Origin of the sequence: Pseudoalteromonas sp. PB2-1, from assembly GCF_045040605.1 — a bacterium.
Lineage (GTDB): Bacteria > Pseudomonadota > Gammaproteobacteria > Enterobacterales > Alteromonadaceae > Pseudoalteromonas > Pseudoalteromonas arabiensis.
In genome coordinates this window covers 679314-694013 of sequence record NZ_CP090668.1, presented here as the reverse complement: position 1 = coordinate 694013, position 14700 = coordinate 679314, and the positions used below count along the sequence as shown (strand labels likewise).

Sequence of the window (14700 nt, the reverse complement as noted above, 5' to 3'; positions counted from 1 at the left end):
TGAATGATTATTTATTCAAAACTAAAACTAAAGTTAGCGTATAAATAACGCCCCTCTGCATTGTGCAAGCTTGCGTTATAACCGTATGTTTCATCTGCTAGAGGTGGCTCTCTATCAAACATATTTCGCATACCTAAACGAACGCGAGTACCAGAATCAAACGTGTATTGACCATACACGTTAAAAGTACTCCAACTACTTACATGCCAATATTCACCGGTTTCATCATGAACGGCGCTCGTATCATAAAAATCACCAACATATTTACCATACAAGCCTGCTCCCCAATTGTTATAGCGCCAAGTTAAAGTACCGGTTGCTTGCCACTGAGGACGGCCGTCCATTTGAATTAAATCGCCCACATCTTCAAGAGGTAAACCTAATGCAGCTAACTTTGCCGATTCACTATCAACACTTTGATATGCTTTTAGTAATTTTGCCGCGTTAAGTTTTATATCAAAATCACCAAAGTCAGTATCAGCTAAGCGATAGTTGATGCTTAAATCGAGGCCCTCAGTAACACGAGAGTCTAAGTTTTCATATAAACCAACAACTTCAACCATGTCGCCTACCGCTGCCAAACCAGAACCGTCAAAAAAAGCGATATCATCAGCAGTTGCCTGTGAGCGAATAACATTTGGGTTAGCTGCGCCATTTAAACGGTAGAAATAATCTAAGTCAGCGATATTTTGATAGGAGCGTATACCGATCAGGTCTTCTTGTTCTATACGCCAAAAGTCGGCTGTAAGCGTTAGGTTGTCAATAAATTCGGGTGTATAAACTAGGCCTAATCCATAGTTGTAATCATTTTCTGGTTTTAGTTTTGTGTTCCCTAAGCGAATATTAGAGACGCTGTCGCTGCCATTACATTCACTTAAGTTGCTCAACTCCCCTTTATTTATTCGCGCTTGGCATCGATAGTAATCTGTTGGGTAATTAACACGAGTTGTACTGGCGGTATGAAGTTGCTCAAGATTAGGAGCTCTAAAACCTTCTGAGTAAGAGCCTCGTACTTGTAAACTAGAGGTAGGATACCAGCTGAGTACTGCTTTTGGCTTAAATACACTTCCTACGTCATTGTACTGCTCAAAGCGACCAGCAAGCTGAAAGTTAAGCTTCTCGACTAGAGGGATTTCCATTTCAGGACTGATCAGCGCTCCTGCAAACTCAACAAACGCCGACGCTACATTACGTGAACCATCAGCATTTGGTTGACCACTAGAGCCCATAACATCAGAAGCATAATTACTCCCCGTTACAGTATCTGTGTAGGTTATAGTGCCATTTAATCTGTCATCATAAGTGTTTGCGAAACTTTCATAACGCCACTCAGCTCCCATTGCTATACCAACATCACCAGCAGGTAGTGAAAATAAAGCAGGATTCGACACTTTAAAATCGACTAATGCGAGTTCTGTTTCACCCTCACGACTGATATCGATTAAAAAGCTATCAATCGTCTCTTGAGAGTTACAAGATGCATTACAAAAAGGGTTATATGCAGAGCTGTCTTGGCGGTTTACACTGTCTTGAAAGAGACTTAAACTTATACGGTTATTCGTTTTATCAACTGTTTTAGCTTTGGAATAAAGTACCGCACTGTCCCAACTCCATGCATCAAGATCACCTCGGGCACCCGCTAAAGCACGATAAGATTTATTGTCCACATTAATCCCTCTAGCACCAGCATCAACAACACGGTAAGCATCAATAGTGACATCGAGTCCTTGTGCGGGAATCCCAAAACCAGACACTTGATTAATACCACTCCCTAGCGGGTTCCAATATGCATCACTTGAGATTGTCACCGGTGCAGAGGTTAACGTAGCGGTTTCACCTCGCTGTGAGTTTGACTCGGCTTGGTAATAACCTAGTTCACTGTATAACTCGGTACCTGAGCTTAGTTCATGATTAATAAAAACAAATGAATTTAACCGTTCAGTTTCAGGAATAAGCGTACGGCTACTATTGGTGTTATAACCTTGAGTGTCACTTGAAATGCTGCCACTATCAATGCACAAGCCATTGCTTAATACACATCGCTGATTTGAATCACTGGCATCCACATCTTCGATATGAAACCGTCCGGCTGAACTTGTCAGGCCGTCAACTGCTTGACTCGCATCAAAACGTCCCCAAGGAGTTGTTGTTGAGTTATTTCTAAAGTTAGAATCTCCCTCCCAACGCGTGCCCTCTAAGAATGGTCTTAAATCATTATTGCGTGAAAACTTCGTTTCTGAAGCCATAACCTCAGAACCATGATAGTAATTAACTGAGGCTGTTATATTGGTTGAACCATCATTAACATCCCAGCCAGCTAGCGCATTTAAATTGAGCTTTTCACGACTCGTATTTTCAGCCTGGCCATACTGCATATCAAAACGGTAACCGCTAAAATCCTTTTTCATTTGCGTATTAACGACCCCTGCAACCGCATCGGAGCCATAAATAGCAGCAGCGCCATCATGTAAAACTTCAACAGCATCAATCCCCATTACTGGAATCGAATTCATATTAACGGTCGTTACTGGCACTGAGTTTTCTGTTTGCGAGCCTGGGTGTTGTACCAAACGTCGCCCATTCAACAATACAAGTGTGTTACCCGTACCAATACTACGTAAGTTAATTGATGCTACATCCCCTCGTGACGCATACACACCACTCACTACATCGTTACCATTAAAACTTACTGTTCCATTACTAGGTATCGATGCAAACAACTCACTTCCTGAAGTCGCGCCAATTGCGTCAACATCATCAGAATCAATAACAGACACAGGGAGCGCCCCTTCAATATTAGCCCCTTTGATCATTGAGCCAACGACACTGATAATCTCTAATTCTTCATTTTCAGGTGTCTTAACTTGTTTCTTGTCAGCTTGCTGTGCTGCAACCTCAGATATATGGAGTAGATTAAGAGCAATTAATAAGGATAAACTGACTTTATTTAATGGGTATTTTGTTATCTTTTGCGAAGGCATTTTCTTCATCCTGTTTTATATTTTTAATTATTCCATTCATTACCTTGCACAATTAACTTAACCTAAACAATTGACAAAAAAGCTTTAAATCATAGCCTTGGGTTATAGGCTGAAACTATTGGATAAATGTTCTAACTTTAAGCTGTTCTAAAGAAGATCTAATGAGGTAAAGCAAAATCTTTGAATAGTGATTTGTTACCAAGATGAACAAGTAAAAACCAAAAAGTGAGAAGACGTTAAGAAAGTGGTGATATGAATTTTAACTCTCGTCGTATCTGTAAACCCCCATTACAAAAACTAAATAAGCCGCATCAAGCGGCTTTCTTTATTTATATTGAGTGAATGCTAATTGCTCAGCTTTCGCGTAAGCATTGGTAAGTGAACGCTGATGTCTATCATCTTTAAACTCTTGGTATTCACAGGCAATTTCGTCAATTTTATCGACTCCTAAATACTGACTTAAGGTGCGAAGGTGAGGCACCAAATGACTCATATGTTCACGTATTCCACCTTGTTCAAAACCAAACTCTCCTGTGGAGGTAATGATCACTAATCGTTTCCCTTTAAGCAGCGGTTTGAGAGGAAAATCTCCTCGTTCTAAATCAAAATCAAAGGTTTCGTTAATTCTTACAATTTGATCAAACCATGCTTTTAATTGTGCTGGCATGCCGTAGTTATACATAGGCGTTGATATCACAATAGTGTCGGCTTTTGCCACTTCACCAATCAACTCGTCAGATTCAGCTAGCAGTGTCTGCTGCTGTATAGTCCTTTTTTGAACAGGGGTGAACACAGCCTCTATCCAAGCTTGAGTGATAAAAGAGGGAGGATGTATCCCTACATCACGATAGATATACTCAGCTATAGCATTATTTTTTTGTAAGGTATCAATATAATATTTAGCAATATTTTTAGAAATAGAGTTATGATTTGGATTATCATTTTTCACTTCACGTACACTAGCATCAATGTGTAAAAGAGTAGTCATAATTAAAACCTTATTAGTTAATGTATAGATATCATCAACAAATTGAGACGTTTTAGCAAACGAGTTAAAATTCACTATAAATAAGTTTTACTCAGCTATAAATATAAGTGAGTTTAGTTATGCATATATCATTACAAGCTTTAAAAGCCTTTGAATCAGCAGCCCGCCTTGGAAGCTTTAAAGCTGCGGCAACTGAACTTGCCATTACGCCTACAGCGGTTTCACACCATATCGCAAATCTAGAAAGCCGGTTAAATACTGATTTATTTCATCGCGAAGTGAGAAAGATAACTTTAACTCCATCAGGAAAGTACCTGAGTCAAAACACAACTAGCGGCTTTAAACTTATTTTTGCGGCAATTGAACAGTTGAGCCAAGCAAATAACCAAGTACGCATCACCACAACATCTTCTCTAGCAGCCCTAAGAATAATACCCGCTTTAGAAGAGCTGAATAACGCAAAACCACATTTACGACTTGATATATCAACTAGTGAAACTTTAGATAAGCAACTGCATACCCTGCCTGTTCGACTAGGAAATAGTGAGGAAGTAAACAAAGCAGATATCATCAAATATGAGCGCTATGATATGTTTGCGGCAAACGCACAACAAAGCGCTCCTAGGCTTGATAAACAGATTGCTTTATATACAAGCCAATGGAAAAATAATGCCCTTCCAGCCCCACCATTAACGCAGTGGCTTAAAATAAATAACCTAAGTGATTCATGTTTCAAGATAAAAACATTTGATCAAGAGCTATTTGGAATAAACCAGGTACTCGCCAATAAAGGTGTGGTGTTTTGCTCAAAAACCTTAGTACAACCTTATCTAGATGCGGGCTTACTAACATCATTTAATAACCAAGAAGTTGAATCAAAACTGTGTTACTACATTCCCGAAAAGTCTCGCTTCGAAACATCTACACATAAAGTTGTGATTGAATGGCTTGAGCAGTTACTAACTTAATGATGTAAAAGTAAACATCATTTAAGTTACTATTGATTACAAAGTTTTTTAATGAACCATAAAAAGCTGCTAGAAACAGAATTAGTTAATTGATTTAACGCCTATTTGTAGCTTTGCTTTTCGTCATTACTGAGCCATATCAAAATGATTAAAAGCCCCATCTAGCGCACTGCGAACGGATTGTTTTGCGTTTTGTTCATGGTCAGCTCCTTTGTTGATGTGGTGCTGCCAAGTAAGGTCGTTTGGTGCATGCTTTTGAAGAGCATTCACTAAGCCATTAAATGCACCAGTTATGGTTGGATTCTCATCACCACCTAATGTGATATAAAAATAATGAGTGTTGCCAGCTGTATTAGGTAAGCTTTTACTGAACTGTTTTACGACAACATTATCGTCATACCAAGCCGCAGGGCTAAAAGCAAAGTATGCATTAAATAACTCTGGTTTAGTAACCATGGTATATAACACAAAGCTACCTCCTGCCGAAAACCCTGTAAGTGTGCGCTGCCCGCTAATACGATACGTTCCCTCTAAGTAAGGTAATAACTCTGTTTCTATAAACTTTAAAAACACATCAGCTTTACCAAATATTTCTCGCTGATTTTGATTAAACGGGCGCGCTTTTATCGCCACATCCTTACGAGCGTAAGGTGGCACTAAATCACGATTTCGAGTGTCATGCCAAAACAGGTTAGGGATGGCCACTAGAATAACCTCATTCTTGTCATCGGTGCTTTCAAGAATACTTAAAGCGTCATCCCAAGTATCAAGGTTAAAGTTGCCGTCAGTTTTAATTATGAGCGGATAAGCTTTGTTAGAGTTGTAGTTTTTGGGCAAGCGAATGAAAACTCTGCGCATTTCTGCAAGCGCGTTCGACTTGATATCTATATCAATAAAGCGTGAGCTATAGAGCTGTTGGTATTTCACTGCGATATACAAGCCTGTAGCTGTCAAAACGAATGTAATAAACCAAGCTAGATACTGAATTTTAAATTTTAATAATGCCATTTCATATCCTTAATCAATAACTTAATGACACTACTTCAATTATAAAGATTAGTTAATAAGACAATTGTAACAGGGTATTGTTAACTCCGTTCACCGACTTGACTGGGATACAGGATATTCATTAGATAATCCAAAAGCTCGCAGCCGCCATTGCCAGCACTGATAGTTTACTTCAAACATTTGATAGCTTTCTTGTGTAACGGGGGTTTACAGTTTGCATAAAAAAACCGCAGTTTAATATCTAAGCTGCGGTTTATTACTGAAGCATATTTACTTGTTAAGTAAGTGCTTTTCGAAGAAGTTAGCCATCATAGTGTGGTAGTGCAGGGTCGTGCCTTCACCTTCACGTAGGCTGTGAGAACGGTTCGGGTAAGAGAAAAACTCGAACTGTTTATTGTGCTTAACTAATTCGTTAATTAAGCGTTCTGAACCTTGGTAGTGAACGTTATCATCTCCAGTACCGTGGATCAGTAGCAATTTACCTTGCAGGTCTTTTGCAAAAGTGATCGGAGACGTGTTGTCGTAACTATCAGGATCGGTATTTGGGTTACCCGCATAGCGCTCTTGATAGATGGTATCGTACAAGCGAATATCGGGCACTGGGGCTGAGGCAATCCCCACTTTATATTTATCACCATGGCGGAATAACAAATTAAGTGTTGAACTACCGCCACCTGAGTGGCCCCATACACCAACACGGTCGGTATCAATGACATCCCAACGTTTCGCCATTGCATCAAGGGCATCAACTTGGTCACGCACGGTAATAGAGCCTATTTTTTTGTAGATAGACTTACGCCAATCTCTGCCTTTAGGTGCGCGCGTGCCGCGGTTATCAACAGAGGCAACAATAAAGCCTTGCTGAGTTAAATACGATTTGTATAAGTAACTGTTACCTTCCCAGCGGTCTTGTACTGTTGAGCCCCATGGCTCACCATAAACATAGAAAACGATTGGGTATTTTTTGCTTTTATCCATATTCGCTGGGAACATGATGTAGCCATCAAGCTCAACACCATCACGGGCGTTTACCGTAAAGAACTCGTGAGTCGGTAACTGCTCAGTTGCTAATTTTTCTTTTAATGCTTTGTTCTCAACTAAGGTTTTCACATTACTGTGATCGCTTACTTTAATGATCTCTTTCATTGGCGGGGTGCCAAATTTAGAGAAGGTATGCATCGCCCAAGAGGTATCTTTAGACATGTAATAGCTGTTTGAACCATCGAATGACTCAGGCGTTACGCGCATCGGTTTAGAGCTGCCATCTAGCGAGGTACGGAATAAATAACGCTGGCCAGGATCATCCGGTGATGCAGTAAAGTACATAACGTTTTTATCTTCGTTGAGCGCTAACATATCAATGATGTCATATTCACCCGGCGTTAAATCAACAATCGTTTTTCCATCGCGAGATACACGGTATAGATGACGCCAGCCATCACGCTCGCTATGCCAAATAAAGAACTTACCGTCTTTTGACCAGTTTGCTTTATAAAACCACTCAATAAAGGCATCGTCTTTATCTTCAAGAATTTTAGTCAGCTGTTGTTTTTGCCAGTCGAATAACCAAACCTTGTTGTGGCTTTGCGGGCGGTTAAGATCTTGGATCATCAAAGATTCACCAGTGCCAGCCCAGCTAATACGTGGAATATAACGATCGCGATTATCGCCACCTAACTCAGCCCAGCGAGTTTTCTTGTCGCTAAGACTGACCACACCCACTTTAACCGCTGAGTTCATCTCGCCAGCTTTTGGATACGGGAATTCTTTAAGGGTAGGGTAGAGATCATCGGTGTTATTGATCATAGTGAAGTATTTCACGCCACTAGTATCAAGCTGCCAATAGGCAATTGATTTGTTGTCTGGACTCCAGCGGAAACCATCACGAATAGTAAATTCTTCTTCGTATACCCAGTCAAAATTACCATTAACAATAGTGTCGTTACCATCAGTGGTTAAAGCAGTCACTGCCTTGCTACCCACTTTTTCCATGTAGATGTTGTTATCACGCACATAAGCTACTTTAGAGCTATCAGGTGAGAACTTAGCAAACATCAGCTTTTTCGCTTCAATGTTTTCGCCACCTAACTGATATAGCGAATCGGTTTCAAGGTTTAAAAGCCAAAAATCACCGCGGCTTCGTGAGCGCCACACTTGTTCACCATTGGTAAAAACCATCAGCCATTTACCATCTTTAGACCATTGATAGCTTTCAACGGTGAGAGGCTCTTTCTCACCTTTGGGGATCAGTTTTTCGTAACTAACAAGCACCTTACGCCCCGTCCCATCGGCATTATAAAATACAATATCATTGCCTTTTACGCCGTGCTCATCGTCTTTAGCTTTGTCGTCTTGGTTGTTTTTATTGCTTTCGCGCTCTTCAAGTACGGTATAGCCGGTACCATCATCGAGCCACGTAAAATAGGTACTACGCTCAGCTTTAAAGTCTTTTTCTTTATAAATTTGTTCAAGCGAAAGCGGATTAGCCGTTGCGTTCACTGTTGCTGATGGCGTGTTCGCTTGCTCTGTACTTGAGCATGCTTGCAAACCTAAACCCGCAACCACAGCAAACGCAAGGGTTGATGTTTTTATTAAGTTCATTTTTGTTATCCCTTGGTTTTAACCAATCAAGCGTAACAAATTAACTTAATAAAATCTTAACATTTATCGTGAAAACAATGTGTTTAAACTTAAAATCAATCGTCCCACAAGAACATACTGGCTTGCTTATTGGCAATACTTAGTTCGTAAATATCACTACAAGGGCGCATCGCCGCACCATAGCAAACATGTAATGGCAATAAATGCTCTTCTCTAGGATGACTAAAACGCGCCGCAGGGGCCATTTGCCATTCTAATAACTTAGCTTGTCGCTGTTGTTCACTCAGCTCAGCATTACCACATACATCAACTAGCCATTGCTCAAAAGCCATATTTTGCGCTTTAATTTCAGCGCTTTCAGGGGTGAAAAATGCGCGCATATTATGAAAAGTAAAGCCAGAACCAATGCTCAATAAATTATCGTAATCAAGTTGTTGTAAAGCCTCACCTATCGCTAGGTGTAAGCTTGGCTCAAGGCTTGGATGTAACGACAATTGCACACAAGGTATATCTGCTTCTGGATACATAATTTTCAAAGGCACATACATACCGTGATCAAAGCCACGAGATGGGTTTAATGTGCTATCGATATTAGCCTTTGCCAATGCCTGATGTACTTTTTCGGCAAGGACAGGTTCGCCAGGACTTGGATACTCGATACTGTAAGCAGGCTCAGGAAAACCATAGTAATCATAAATTAGCTTAGGAGCAGCACTCGAAGTGATGCTAATAGGGTTCGCTTCCCAGTGTGCACTCACCATCAAAATAGCTGACGGCTTTTGAATTTTTGCAGCAATAGATTGCAAACAAGTTACCATATCAGCATGACTTGGATCGCCAAGTAAAGGCATAGGACCGCCGCCATGAGAAACAAATAAAACGCGTGGCTTTTGCATAAATGTGCTCCTTAAATACGCTTTCTTTTCATACCAATTCGCTTTTAACTATGGTGCACGCACAGAGATACAATAACCAGCCACAAAAACGCACAACTAGGGTGTGAATTTACACACCGCTAGTTTGTAAGTACTAACTTAAAAACCAAGCTACGTTCATGGCAGGGACTTGCCCTTTTAAGCCACCTGCGAGGGGTTCTTTACACAGTAATGTGAGTTGATAAAAAGCATCATAGTGCTGATGTAGCTCATCGGCGACCACACTAAACGGCGGACCCGAAAACTCACTTTGCTGATACTCAAATACCACCACTAATTGTTTAGCTCTATTGGTTAATTCAAGTAAATGCTGGGTATAGCGAATGCGTACAGGCTTTGGCAGCGCAACTAAGGCGGCACGGTCATAAACCGCGTTGATAGTGCCAAGTTCATTCGCGGTAAGTGCAAAAATATCGCCTACCCAAACGGTTAGATTTGCGCCTTGGTAACGTAATAGCTCGCCGTGTTGGCTGATTTCGGGTTCTAGTTTTAACTCATCAAATAATTGCTTAATGGCAATCTCACTAAGCTCAGCCCCAACAACACGCATACCTTGCGCGAGCAAATAATGAATGTCGTGAGTTTTGCCATACAGTAGCACAAAAACAGTATCGCCTTGCTGTAAATTTAAGTTAGTAAAATAATGATCTAGGTAACGGTTAACGTCTCCTTCATGAAAACCTATTTCGTTATTCTCCCAACGTTGATGCCAATGCTTTGCGTCCATTAACGACTCCTAAATAAATTGCATAAATTGAGCGGATAAATATAATCCGACACCAAAAAGTAGGTGAGTTACACCACTTTTTAAGCGGGCTTGAAATGGGTTTGCGCTTTTCGTAGCCATTATCCCCATGCCTAAAGCTGGCTGCATAACAAAAAATGGTATACATACGCTCGCTAATCCAAATACACACGCAGCGATTAAGGTGGGTTGTTCAAGCCAAGCAACACCGACCAGTAATATAAATAGAAACGAAAATAAAACACCAATAAAGTAGTGTAAGCACCAGCCAAACACGCACTCAAAATGCTTAACAGGGCTAGCTACTATATTCAAGTGCATAAACTTTCCATCTAATAAACCCAAGCACCAACGGCCAACTAAACACAAGTTTAATGAAGGTATCTTAAACACTTTAGCCAGCAGAAAAGCATAAAGATCAATGAACAAAGTCGCCGCTACGCCTACAAAAGTTATCATATAAATATCATTTACACTCATAATTAGATGCTCTTAAATGATTTAATAAAAGACATGATATCTAATTGCAAAAGTGCTAAAAATAGTAAGATAAACAAACTATGATTGCATAAATGAGAACATGATTGACGATATCGCTCTATTCATACAGATTGTTAAACAAGGCGGCCTAAGTAATGCGGCTCAGAACTTGTCGCTGCCTACCGCAACAGTGTCGAGACGCTTACAACGACTTGAGCAACGCTTAGGTGAGCAGCTATTAAATCGCTCAGCAAGGCAATGCACGTTAACGCAAGCAGGGGAGGTATACTTTCAAAGTTATGTTGAATTAATAGAGCAATTTGAACAAACTCACCGCCAGCTTAATGAGCAAAAAGCACAATTGTCAGGAAAGCTTAAAGTTTTAGCACCTCTGAATATTAGTCATGGTTTCTTAAAGCCGATGTGGCTCGCATTCACTAAACAGTACCCTGATATTCAACTTGAGCTACTGCTTAATAACCAACTTGAAGATCTCAGTAAAAGCCAAGCAGATATAGCAATAAGAGTAGGGCCGCAGGCTGATTCTATGCTCCATCAAAAAAAGTTAGGAACTGTTGATACTTTATTTGTAAGCACAAGAGCATATCTTGATTCGGCACCTGCCTTAGAAGAGCCAGCAGATTTAAAACAACATAGATTAATTGGTACCACTTTGAGAAATAAGTGGCAGCTAACCAATACGCAAACGAATGCAACTTATACTCACATGTGCCGATTTGCTACTACTTTTAATGATACTGGATTTGTAAAATACTTAGTTTGTGATGAGCAAGGTATCGCTTTGTTACCTCGGTTTGAGGTAATAGATGAATTAAAATCTCAGCAGCTAGTTCAAGTACTGCCACACTGGCGAGGGGAAAACCGCGACATTTATGCTATCTGGCCAAGCGCACGTTTACTGAGTAAAAAGGCTGCCTGTTTAAAGCAGTTTATAACCAACTATATTGCTGAACAATTATAAAGTCTGCCATTGATATTCCATCTGTTTAGCGGTCAGTAAGGCGTGTTCGTAGCTAATAAACTCAGCGACTAACGCTAGGCTCATATCAATGCCAGCAGAAATTCCCCCTGAGCTGGTAAACTTATCGTCGGTGACCCAACGAGTATCAGCAATCACATTGAGATCAGGAAACATAGCAGCCAACTGAGATTGATCTTGCCAATGAGTAGTCACATTTTTCCCGTTTAAAAGCCCAGTTTTAGCAAGCAAAAATGCCCCTGTACAAACACTGGCAACACGCTTGGTGTTAGTGGCAGTGTCTTTTAACCACGCAATAACCTCTGCTTTTTCAAGTTCTCGAGTATGGTCACCACCAACCACAACAAGTAGATCAAGCGAAGGGCAGTCTGTGAAACTGTAATGGGGGTTTACACTATAACCACCGCGGGCAAGAACAGGACGAGTAGTTTCGGCAATTAAACTCACTTGCCAGTCATTATACGCTAGGCGCTCAGCGGTACTAAACACCTCAAATGGACCTGAGAAATCGAGCACTTCGGCATCATCATATATATAAATTCCAATATTCATACAATTGTTCCTATTATGTGGATTTATTTCTTAAGTAAAAAAACGTACTATGCCATTTTTGCAGTTCGTTAATGACATATTATTAAATTGCGCACTGTATACAAACAAAACTTCAAGGCATTGTTAATGCGTTTTTTATTAATATTGAGCGTACTGCTGGTTGGTTGTAAAACAACACAGCAAAGGGTCGCTGAAATCAGTGAGGTATCGCCAGGCACTATTTATTTTCAGGGCGAAACATCTAAGCAAAATGTTGAAAAGTTCGAACAATTATTAGTAACTAGCAGCCAACAAATCAACACCTTAATTATTAATAGCCAAGGTGGTGATGTGATGGCTGGTCTTCATTTCGGAGGCTTAGTTCATGAATATCAACTCAATGTTGTGGTACGCGAGTTTTGTGCATCCTCCTGCGCCAACTATGTACTTACGGCAAGCCCGCATGTCTTTGTTGAGGAACAAGCCGTTATCGGCTGGCGTGGTGGCTCATTACAGCCATTATACGTGCCGATGGATCAGCCACCCGAGGTCGCTAGCTATATAGCAAAATGGCAAACCGCAGAACGACAATTTTTCGATATCATTAACGTTGAACAAGCGGTTACTATCATAGGAGTGATGCCAGGCATTAGCGAAAGACATGATTCCGCTATTTATAGTTACGATGCCCAAACCCTGAAGCGTTTAGGGTTACATATCGAGTTTGCAGGTGCGCAAACAGGAATGTCAGCAAATGGCGAAAAAGTAGCGCATGTATTCGAGCTTGAGGAGTCTGTACTTAACCACTTTTTACTGCTCAACGATATCGTTTCAGCTGAACTTATTAACTAATAAAAAGCCAACATGACGTTGGCTTTTTTGATAGATATTAATCTAACTCTAAGTGGGCTTTTTCAACACTGTCCGCGGGTAACTCTTTTTGAACAGACACACCCAACTCTTTGAACTCAGAGGCCTGCTTAATCAAGTTTCCTTTACCACGATACAGCTGAGAAAACGCTTTATCGTAACTTTCTTTGGCGCGGTCTAATTGCTTACCAACCCCTTCCATACTGGTTAGGAAACCATTGAGCTTGTTATAAAAACGCTCAGCGCGGGCGGCAAGCTCTTTTGAGTATTTAGTTTGCTCTTCAAAACGCCACAGTTGTTTTACTATGTTCAAGCTGGTCAATAAGGTCGTTGGAGTTGCGACTAAAATGTTTTTCTCGATAGCTTGCTGATAAATATCACTTTGGTATTTAAGTGCTTCAACAAATGCTGACTCAATCGGTACAAACATGATCACCACTTCAGGTGAGTTAATACCAGGGAGTCTGTCGTAGGCTTTGCTTGCTAACTCATTAATACGCGATTGCACAGCGGTTACATGCTCTTTTAGCGCCTGCTGCGCCTCAAGCTCTGTATCAGCATTTACATAGCGTGTATACGCGTTTAAAGAGGTTTTAGCATCGATAACTAAATGACGTTGCTGAGGTAAATACACCACCACATCAGGGCGTAAACGACCGTCTTCGGTGTTAAACGATACTTCACGTTGATAATCTACCCCTGCACGCAGCCCAGCGCTATCTAGTACATTTTCAAGCATTAACTCCCCCCAATTACCTTGGGTTTTCTTTTGCCCTTGTAATGCGGTGCTCAGCCTATCAGCTTGTTCAGTGATAGCTTGGCTTTTAGCCTGTAAATGCAATAACTCAGTTTTAAGTGCAGCACGCTGCTTAAGATCTTCAACGTGGATCAATTCCATTTTATCGCGAAAGCCTTTTAGCTCACCTTGAACCGGCTTTAATAGTTGCTCAATACTCTCTTGGTTTAAGGTTTTAAAACGCTGCGATTTCTCTTCAAGGATTTGATTAGCGAGATTTTCAAACTCTTTTTTGAGTTGCTCTTTGCTTTCTTTGATATGACTAAGCTGCTCTTTAAAATGCAGTTCTTTTTGCTCTATCGTGCTTCGTAAGGTACTTAAATCAACATCCCGCTGATTAAGTGAAGCTTTAGTGTCAGCAAGCTCAGCTTCAACTTGACGCCAAAATTGGTTGTATTGTTGTGCTTGTTTTTCTTGTTCTACAAAACGAGTTTTAAAGTGTTGAGACTCATCACGTTGTTCAGCGTAATCTTGCTGTAACTGAGAAAGCGTCTGTTGGCTTTGTTCAAGTTGCAGCTGCTTTTGTTGTAAATGATTTTGCAGGATTTGCTGGCTATTTTGCAGTTCAGTTAACTGATTTTTTAAGCGACTTTTTTGCAGCGCAAAAATAACACCACTTGCAACAGCACCTACAGCAGTACCAAGCACACCACTTTGCCAATTAATCTGTGTAATTAGCTCTGTAATCATAACGAAAACTCAATAACTTAAAGACACATCATCATAACGAATTAGTGCTCAGCAGAGTAGGGGGTTTAGGCATAAAAAAAGCCAGCTCAAGGTGAGCTGGCTCTAAC

12 protein-coding genes are annotated in these 14700 nt (G+C 40.6%); 3 read left to right on the top strand and 9 right to left on the bottom strand.

Annotated features, from left to right (window positions below; genetic code table 11):
* Positions 1–11 precede the first annotated feature (11 nt).
* Both L0Z67_RS20020 and L0Z67_RS20015 read right to left on the bottom strand, forming a co-directional pair.
* Entirely contained in the window at positions 12–2981 is a 2970-nt protein-coding gene (locus L0Z67_RS20020) for a TonB-dependent receptor domain-containing protein (RefSeq protein WP_237115538.1), read from the bottom strand.
* Positions 2982–3306: 325 nt separating this feature from the next.
* Positions 3307–3969 carry an FMN-dependent NADH-azoreductase gene (locus L0Z67_RS20015; RefSeq protein WP_130152041.1) on the bottom strand — a complete coding sequence of 221 codons (663 nt, stop codon included), beginning with the start codon at positions 3967–3969 and terminating at the stop codon, positions 3307–3309.
* Positions 3970–4088: 119 nt separating this feature from the next.
* Between L0Z67_RS20015 and L0Z67_RS20010 the strand changes: the two genes are divergently transcribed.
* Positions 4089–4937, top strand: a complete 849-nt coding sequence (locus L0Z67_RS20010; RefSeq protein WP_392353382.1) for a LysR family transcriptional regulator — start codon at positions 4089–4091, stop codon at positions 4935–4937.
* 126 nt (positions 4938–5063) lie between these two features.
* Here L0Z67_RS20010 and L0Z67_RS20005 read toward each other — a convergent pair whose 3' ends face one another.
* The 5 genes from L0Z67_RS20005 to L0Z67_RS19985 form a co-directional block, all read right to left on the bottom strand.
* Positions 5064–5945 (bottom strand): alpha/beta hydrolase, encoded by an 882-nt coding sequence (locus L0Z67_RS20005; RefSeq protein WP_237115540.1) that lies wholly within the window; start codon positions 5943–5945, stop codon positions 5064–5066.
* Between the two features lie 270 nt (positions 5946–6215).
* On the bottom strand, positions 6216–8546 hold the full coding sequence (locus L0Z67_RS20000) for a S9 family peptidase (protein WP_237115541.1): 2331 nt from the start codon (positions 8544–8546) through the stop codon (positions 6216–6218).
* Between the two features lie 95 nt (positions 8547–8641).
* Positions 8642–9442 carry a class III extradiol ring-cleavage dioxygenase gene (locus L0Z67_RS19995; RefSeq protein ID WP_062567858.1) on the bottom strand — a complete coding sequence of 267 codons (801 nt, stop codon included), beginning with the start codon at positions 9440–9442 and terminating at the stop codon, positions 8642–8644.
* 133 nt (positions 9443–9575) lie between these two features.
* Entirely contained in the window at positions 9576–10208 is a 633-nt protein-coding gene (gene tmpT / locus L0Z67_RS19990; protein ID WP_392353379.1) for a thiopurine S-methyltransferase, read from the bottom strand.
* 9 nt (positions 10209–10217) lie between these two features.
* Positions 10218–10685 (bottom strand): DUF2938 domain-containing protein, encoded by a 468-nt coding sequence (locus L0Z67_RS19985; protein ID WP_237115542.1) that lies wholly within the window; start codon positions 10683–10685, stop codon positions 10218–10220.
* A 121-nt stretch (positions 10686–10806) separates the two neighbouring features.
* On the opposite strand from L0Z67_RS19985, the gene L0Z67_RS19980 reads away from it, so the two are divergent.
* Positions 10807–11688 carry a LysR family transcriptional regulator gene (locus L0Z67_RS19980; RefSeq protein WP_062567861.1) on the top strand — a complete coding sequence of 294 codons (882 nt, stop codon included), beginning with the start codon at positions 10807–10809 and terminating at the stop codon, positions 11686–11688.
* On the opposite strand, the gene L0Z67_RS19975 is transcribed toward L0Z67_RS19980, so the two are convergent.
* Positions 11683–12258 carry a DJ-1/PfpI family protein gene (locus tag L0Z67_RS19975; RefSeq protein WP_392353376.1) on the bottom strand — a complete coding sequence of 192 codons (576 nt, stop codon included), beginning with the start codon at positions 12256–12258 and terminating at the stop codon, positions 11683–11685. The two genes, L0Z67_RS19980 and L0Z67_RS19975, sit on opposite strands and share 6 nt — an antisense overlap.
* A 126-nt stretch (positions 12259–12384) precedes the next feature.
* Here L0Z67_RS19975 and L0Z67_RS19970 point away from each other — a divergent pair, with 126 nt between their 5' ends.
* Entirely contained in the window at positions 12385–13089 is a 705-nt protein-coding gene (locus L0Z67_RS19970; protein ID WP_237115544.1) for a hypothetical protein, read from the top strand.
* 37 nt (positions 13090–13126) lie between these two features.
* On the opposite strand, the gene rmuC is transcribed toward L0Z67_RS19970, so the two are convergent.
* On the bottom strand, positions 13127–14593 hold the full coding sequence (gene rmuC / locus L0Z67_RS19965; protein WP_062567864.1) for a DNA recombination protein RmuC: 1467 nt from the start codon (positions 14591–14593) through the stop codon (positions 13127–13129).
* Between the last annotated feature and the right edge of the window lie 107 nt (positions 14594–14700).

Bases quoted from the DNA above. Each gene is read 5' to 3' on its own strand.
- L0Z67_RS20020 (WP_237115538.1), bottom strand. From the start codon at position 2,981: ATGCCTTCGCAAAAGATAACAAAATACCCATTAAATAAAGTCAGTTTA.
- L0Z67_RS20015 (WP_130152041.1), bottom strand. From the start codon at position 3,969: ATGACTACTCTTTTACACATTGATGCTAGTGTACGTGAAGTGAAAAAT.
- L0Z67_RS20010 (WP_392353382.1), top strand. From the start codon at position 4,089: ATGCATATATCATTACAAGCTTTAAAAGCCTTTGAATCAGCAGCCCGC.
- L0Z67_RS20005 (WP_237115540.1), bottom strand. From the start codon at position 5,945: ATGGCATTATTAAAATTTAAAATTCAGTATCTAGCTTGGTTTATTACA.
- L0Z67_RS20000 (WP_237115541.1), bottom strand. From the start codon at position 8,546: ATGAACTTAATAAAAACATCAACCCTTGCGTTTGCTGTGGTTGCGGGT.
- L0Z67_RS19995 (WP_062567858.1), bottom strand. From the start codon at position 9,442: ATGCAAAAGCCACGCGTTTTATTTGTTTCTCATGGCGGCGGTCCTATG.
- tmpT (WP_392353379.1), bottom strand. From the start codon at position 10,208: ATGGACGCAAAGCATTGGCATCAACGTTGGGAGAATAACGAAATAGGT.
- L0Z67_RS19985 (WP_237115542.1), bottom strand. From the start codon at position 10,685: ATGATAACTTTTGTAGGCGTAGCGGCGACTTTGTTCATTGATCTTTAT.
- L0Z67_RS19980 (WP_062567861.1), top strand. From the start codon at position 10,807: ATGATTGACGATATCGCTCTATTCATACAGATTGTTAAACAAGGCGGC.
- L0Z67_RS19975 (WP_392353376.1), bottom strand. From the start codon at position 12,258: ATGAATATTGGAATTTATATATATGATGATGCCGAAGTGCTCGATTTC.
- L0Z67_RS19970 (WP_237115544.1), top strand. From the start codon at position 12,385: ATGCGTTTTTTATTAATATTGAGCGTACTGCTGGTTGGTTGTAAAACA.
- rmuC (WP_062567864.1), bottom strand. From the start codon at position 14,593: ATGATTACAGAGCTAATTACACAGATTAATTGGCAAAGTGGTGTGCTT.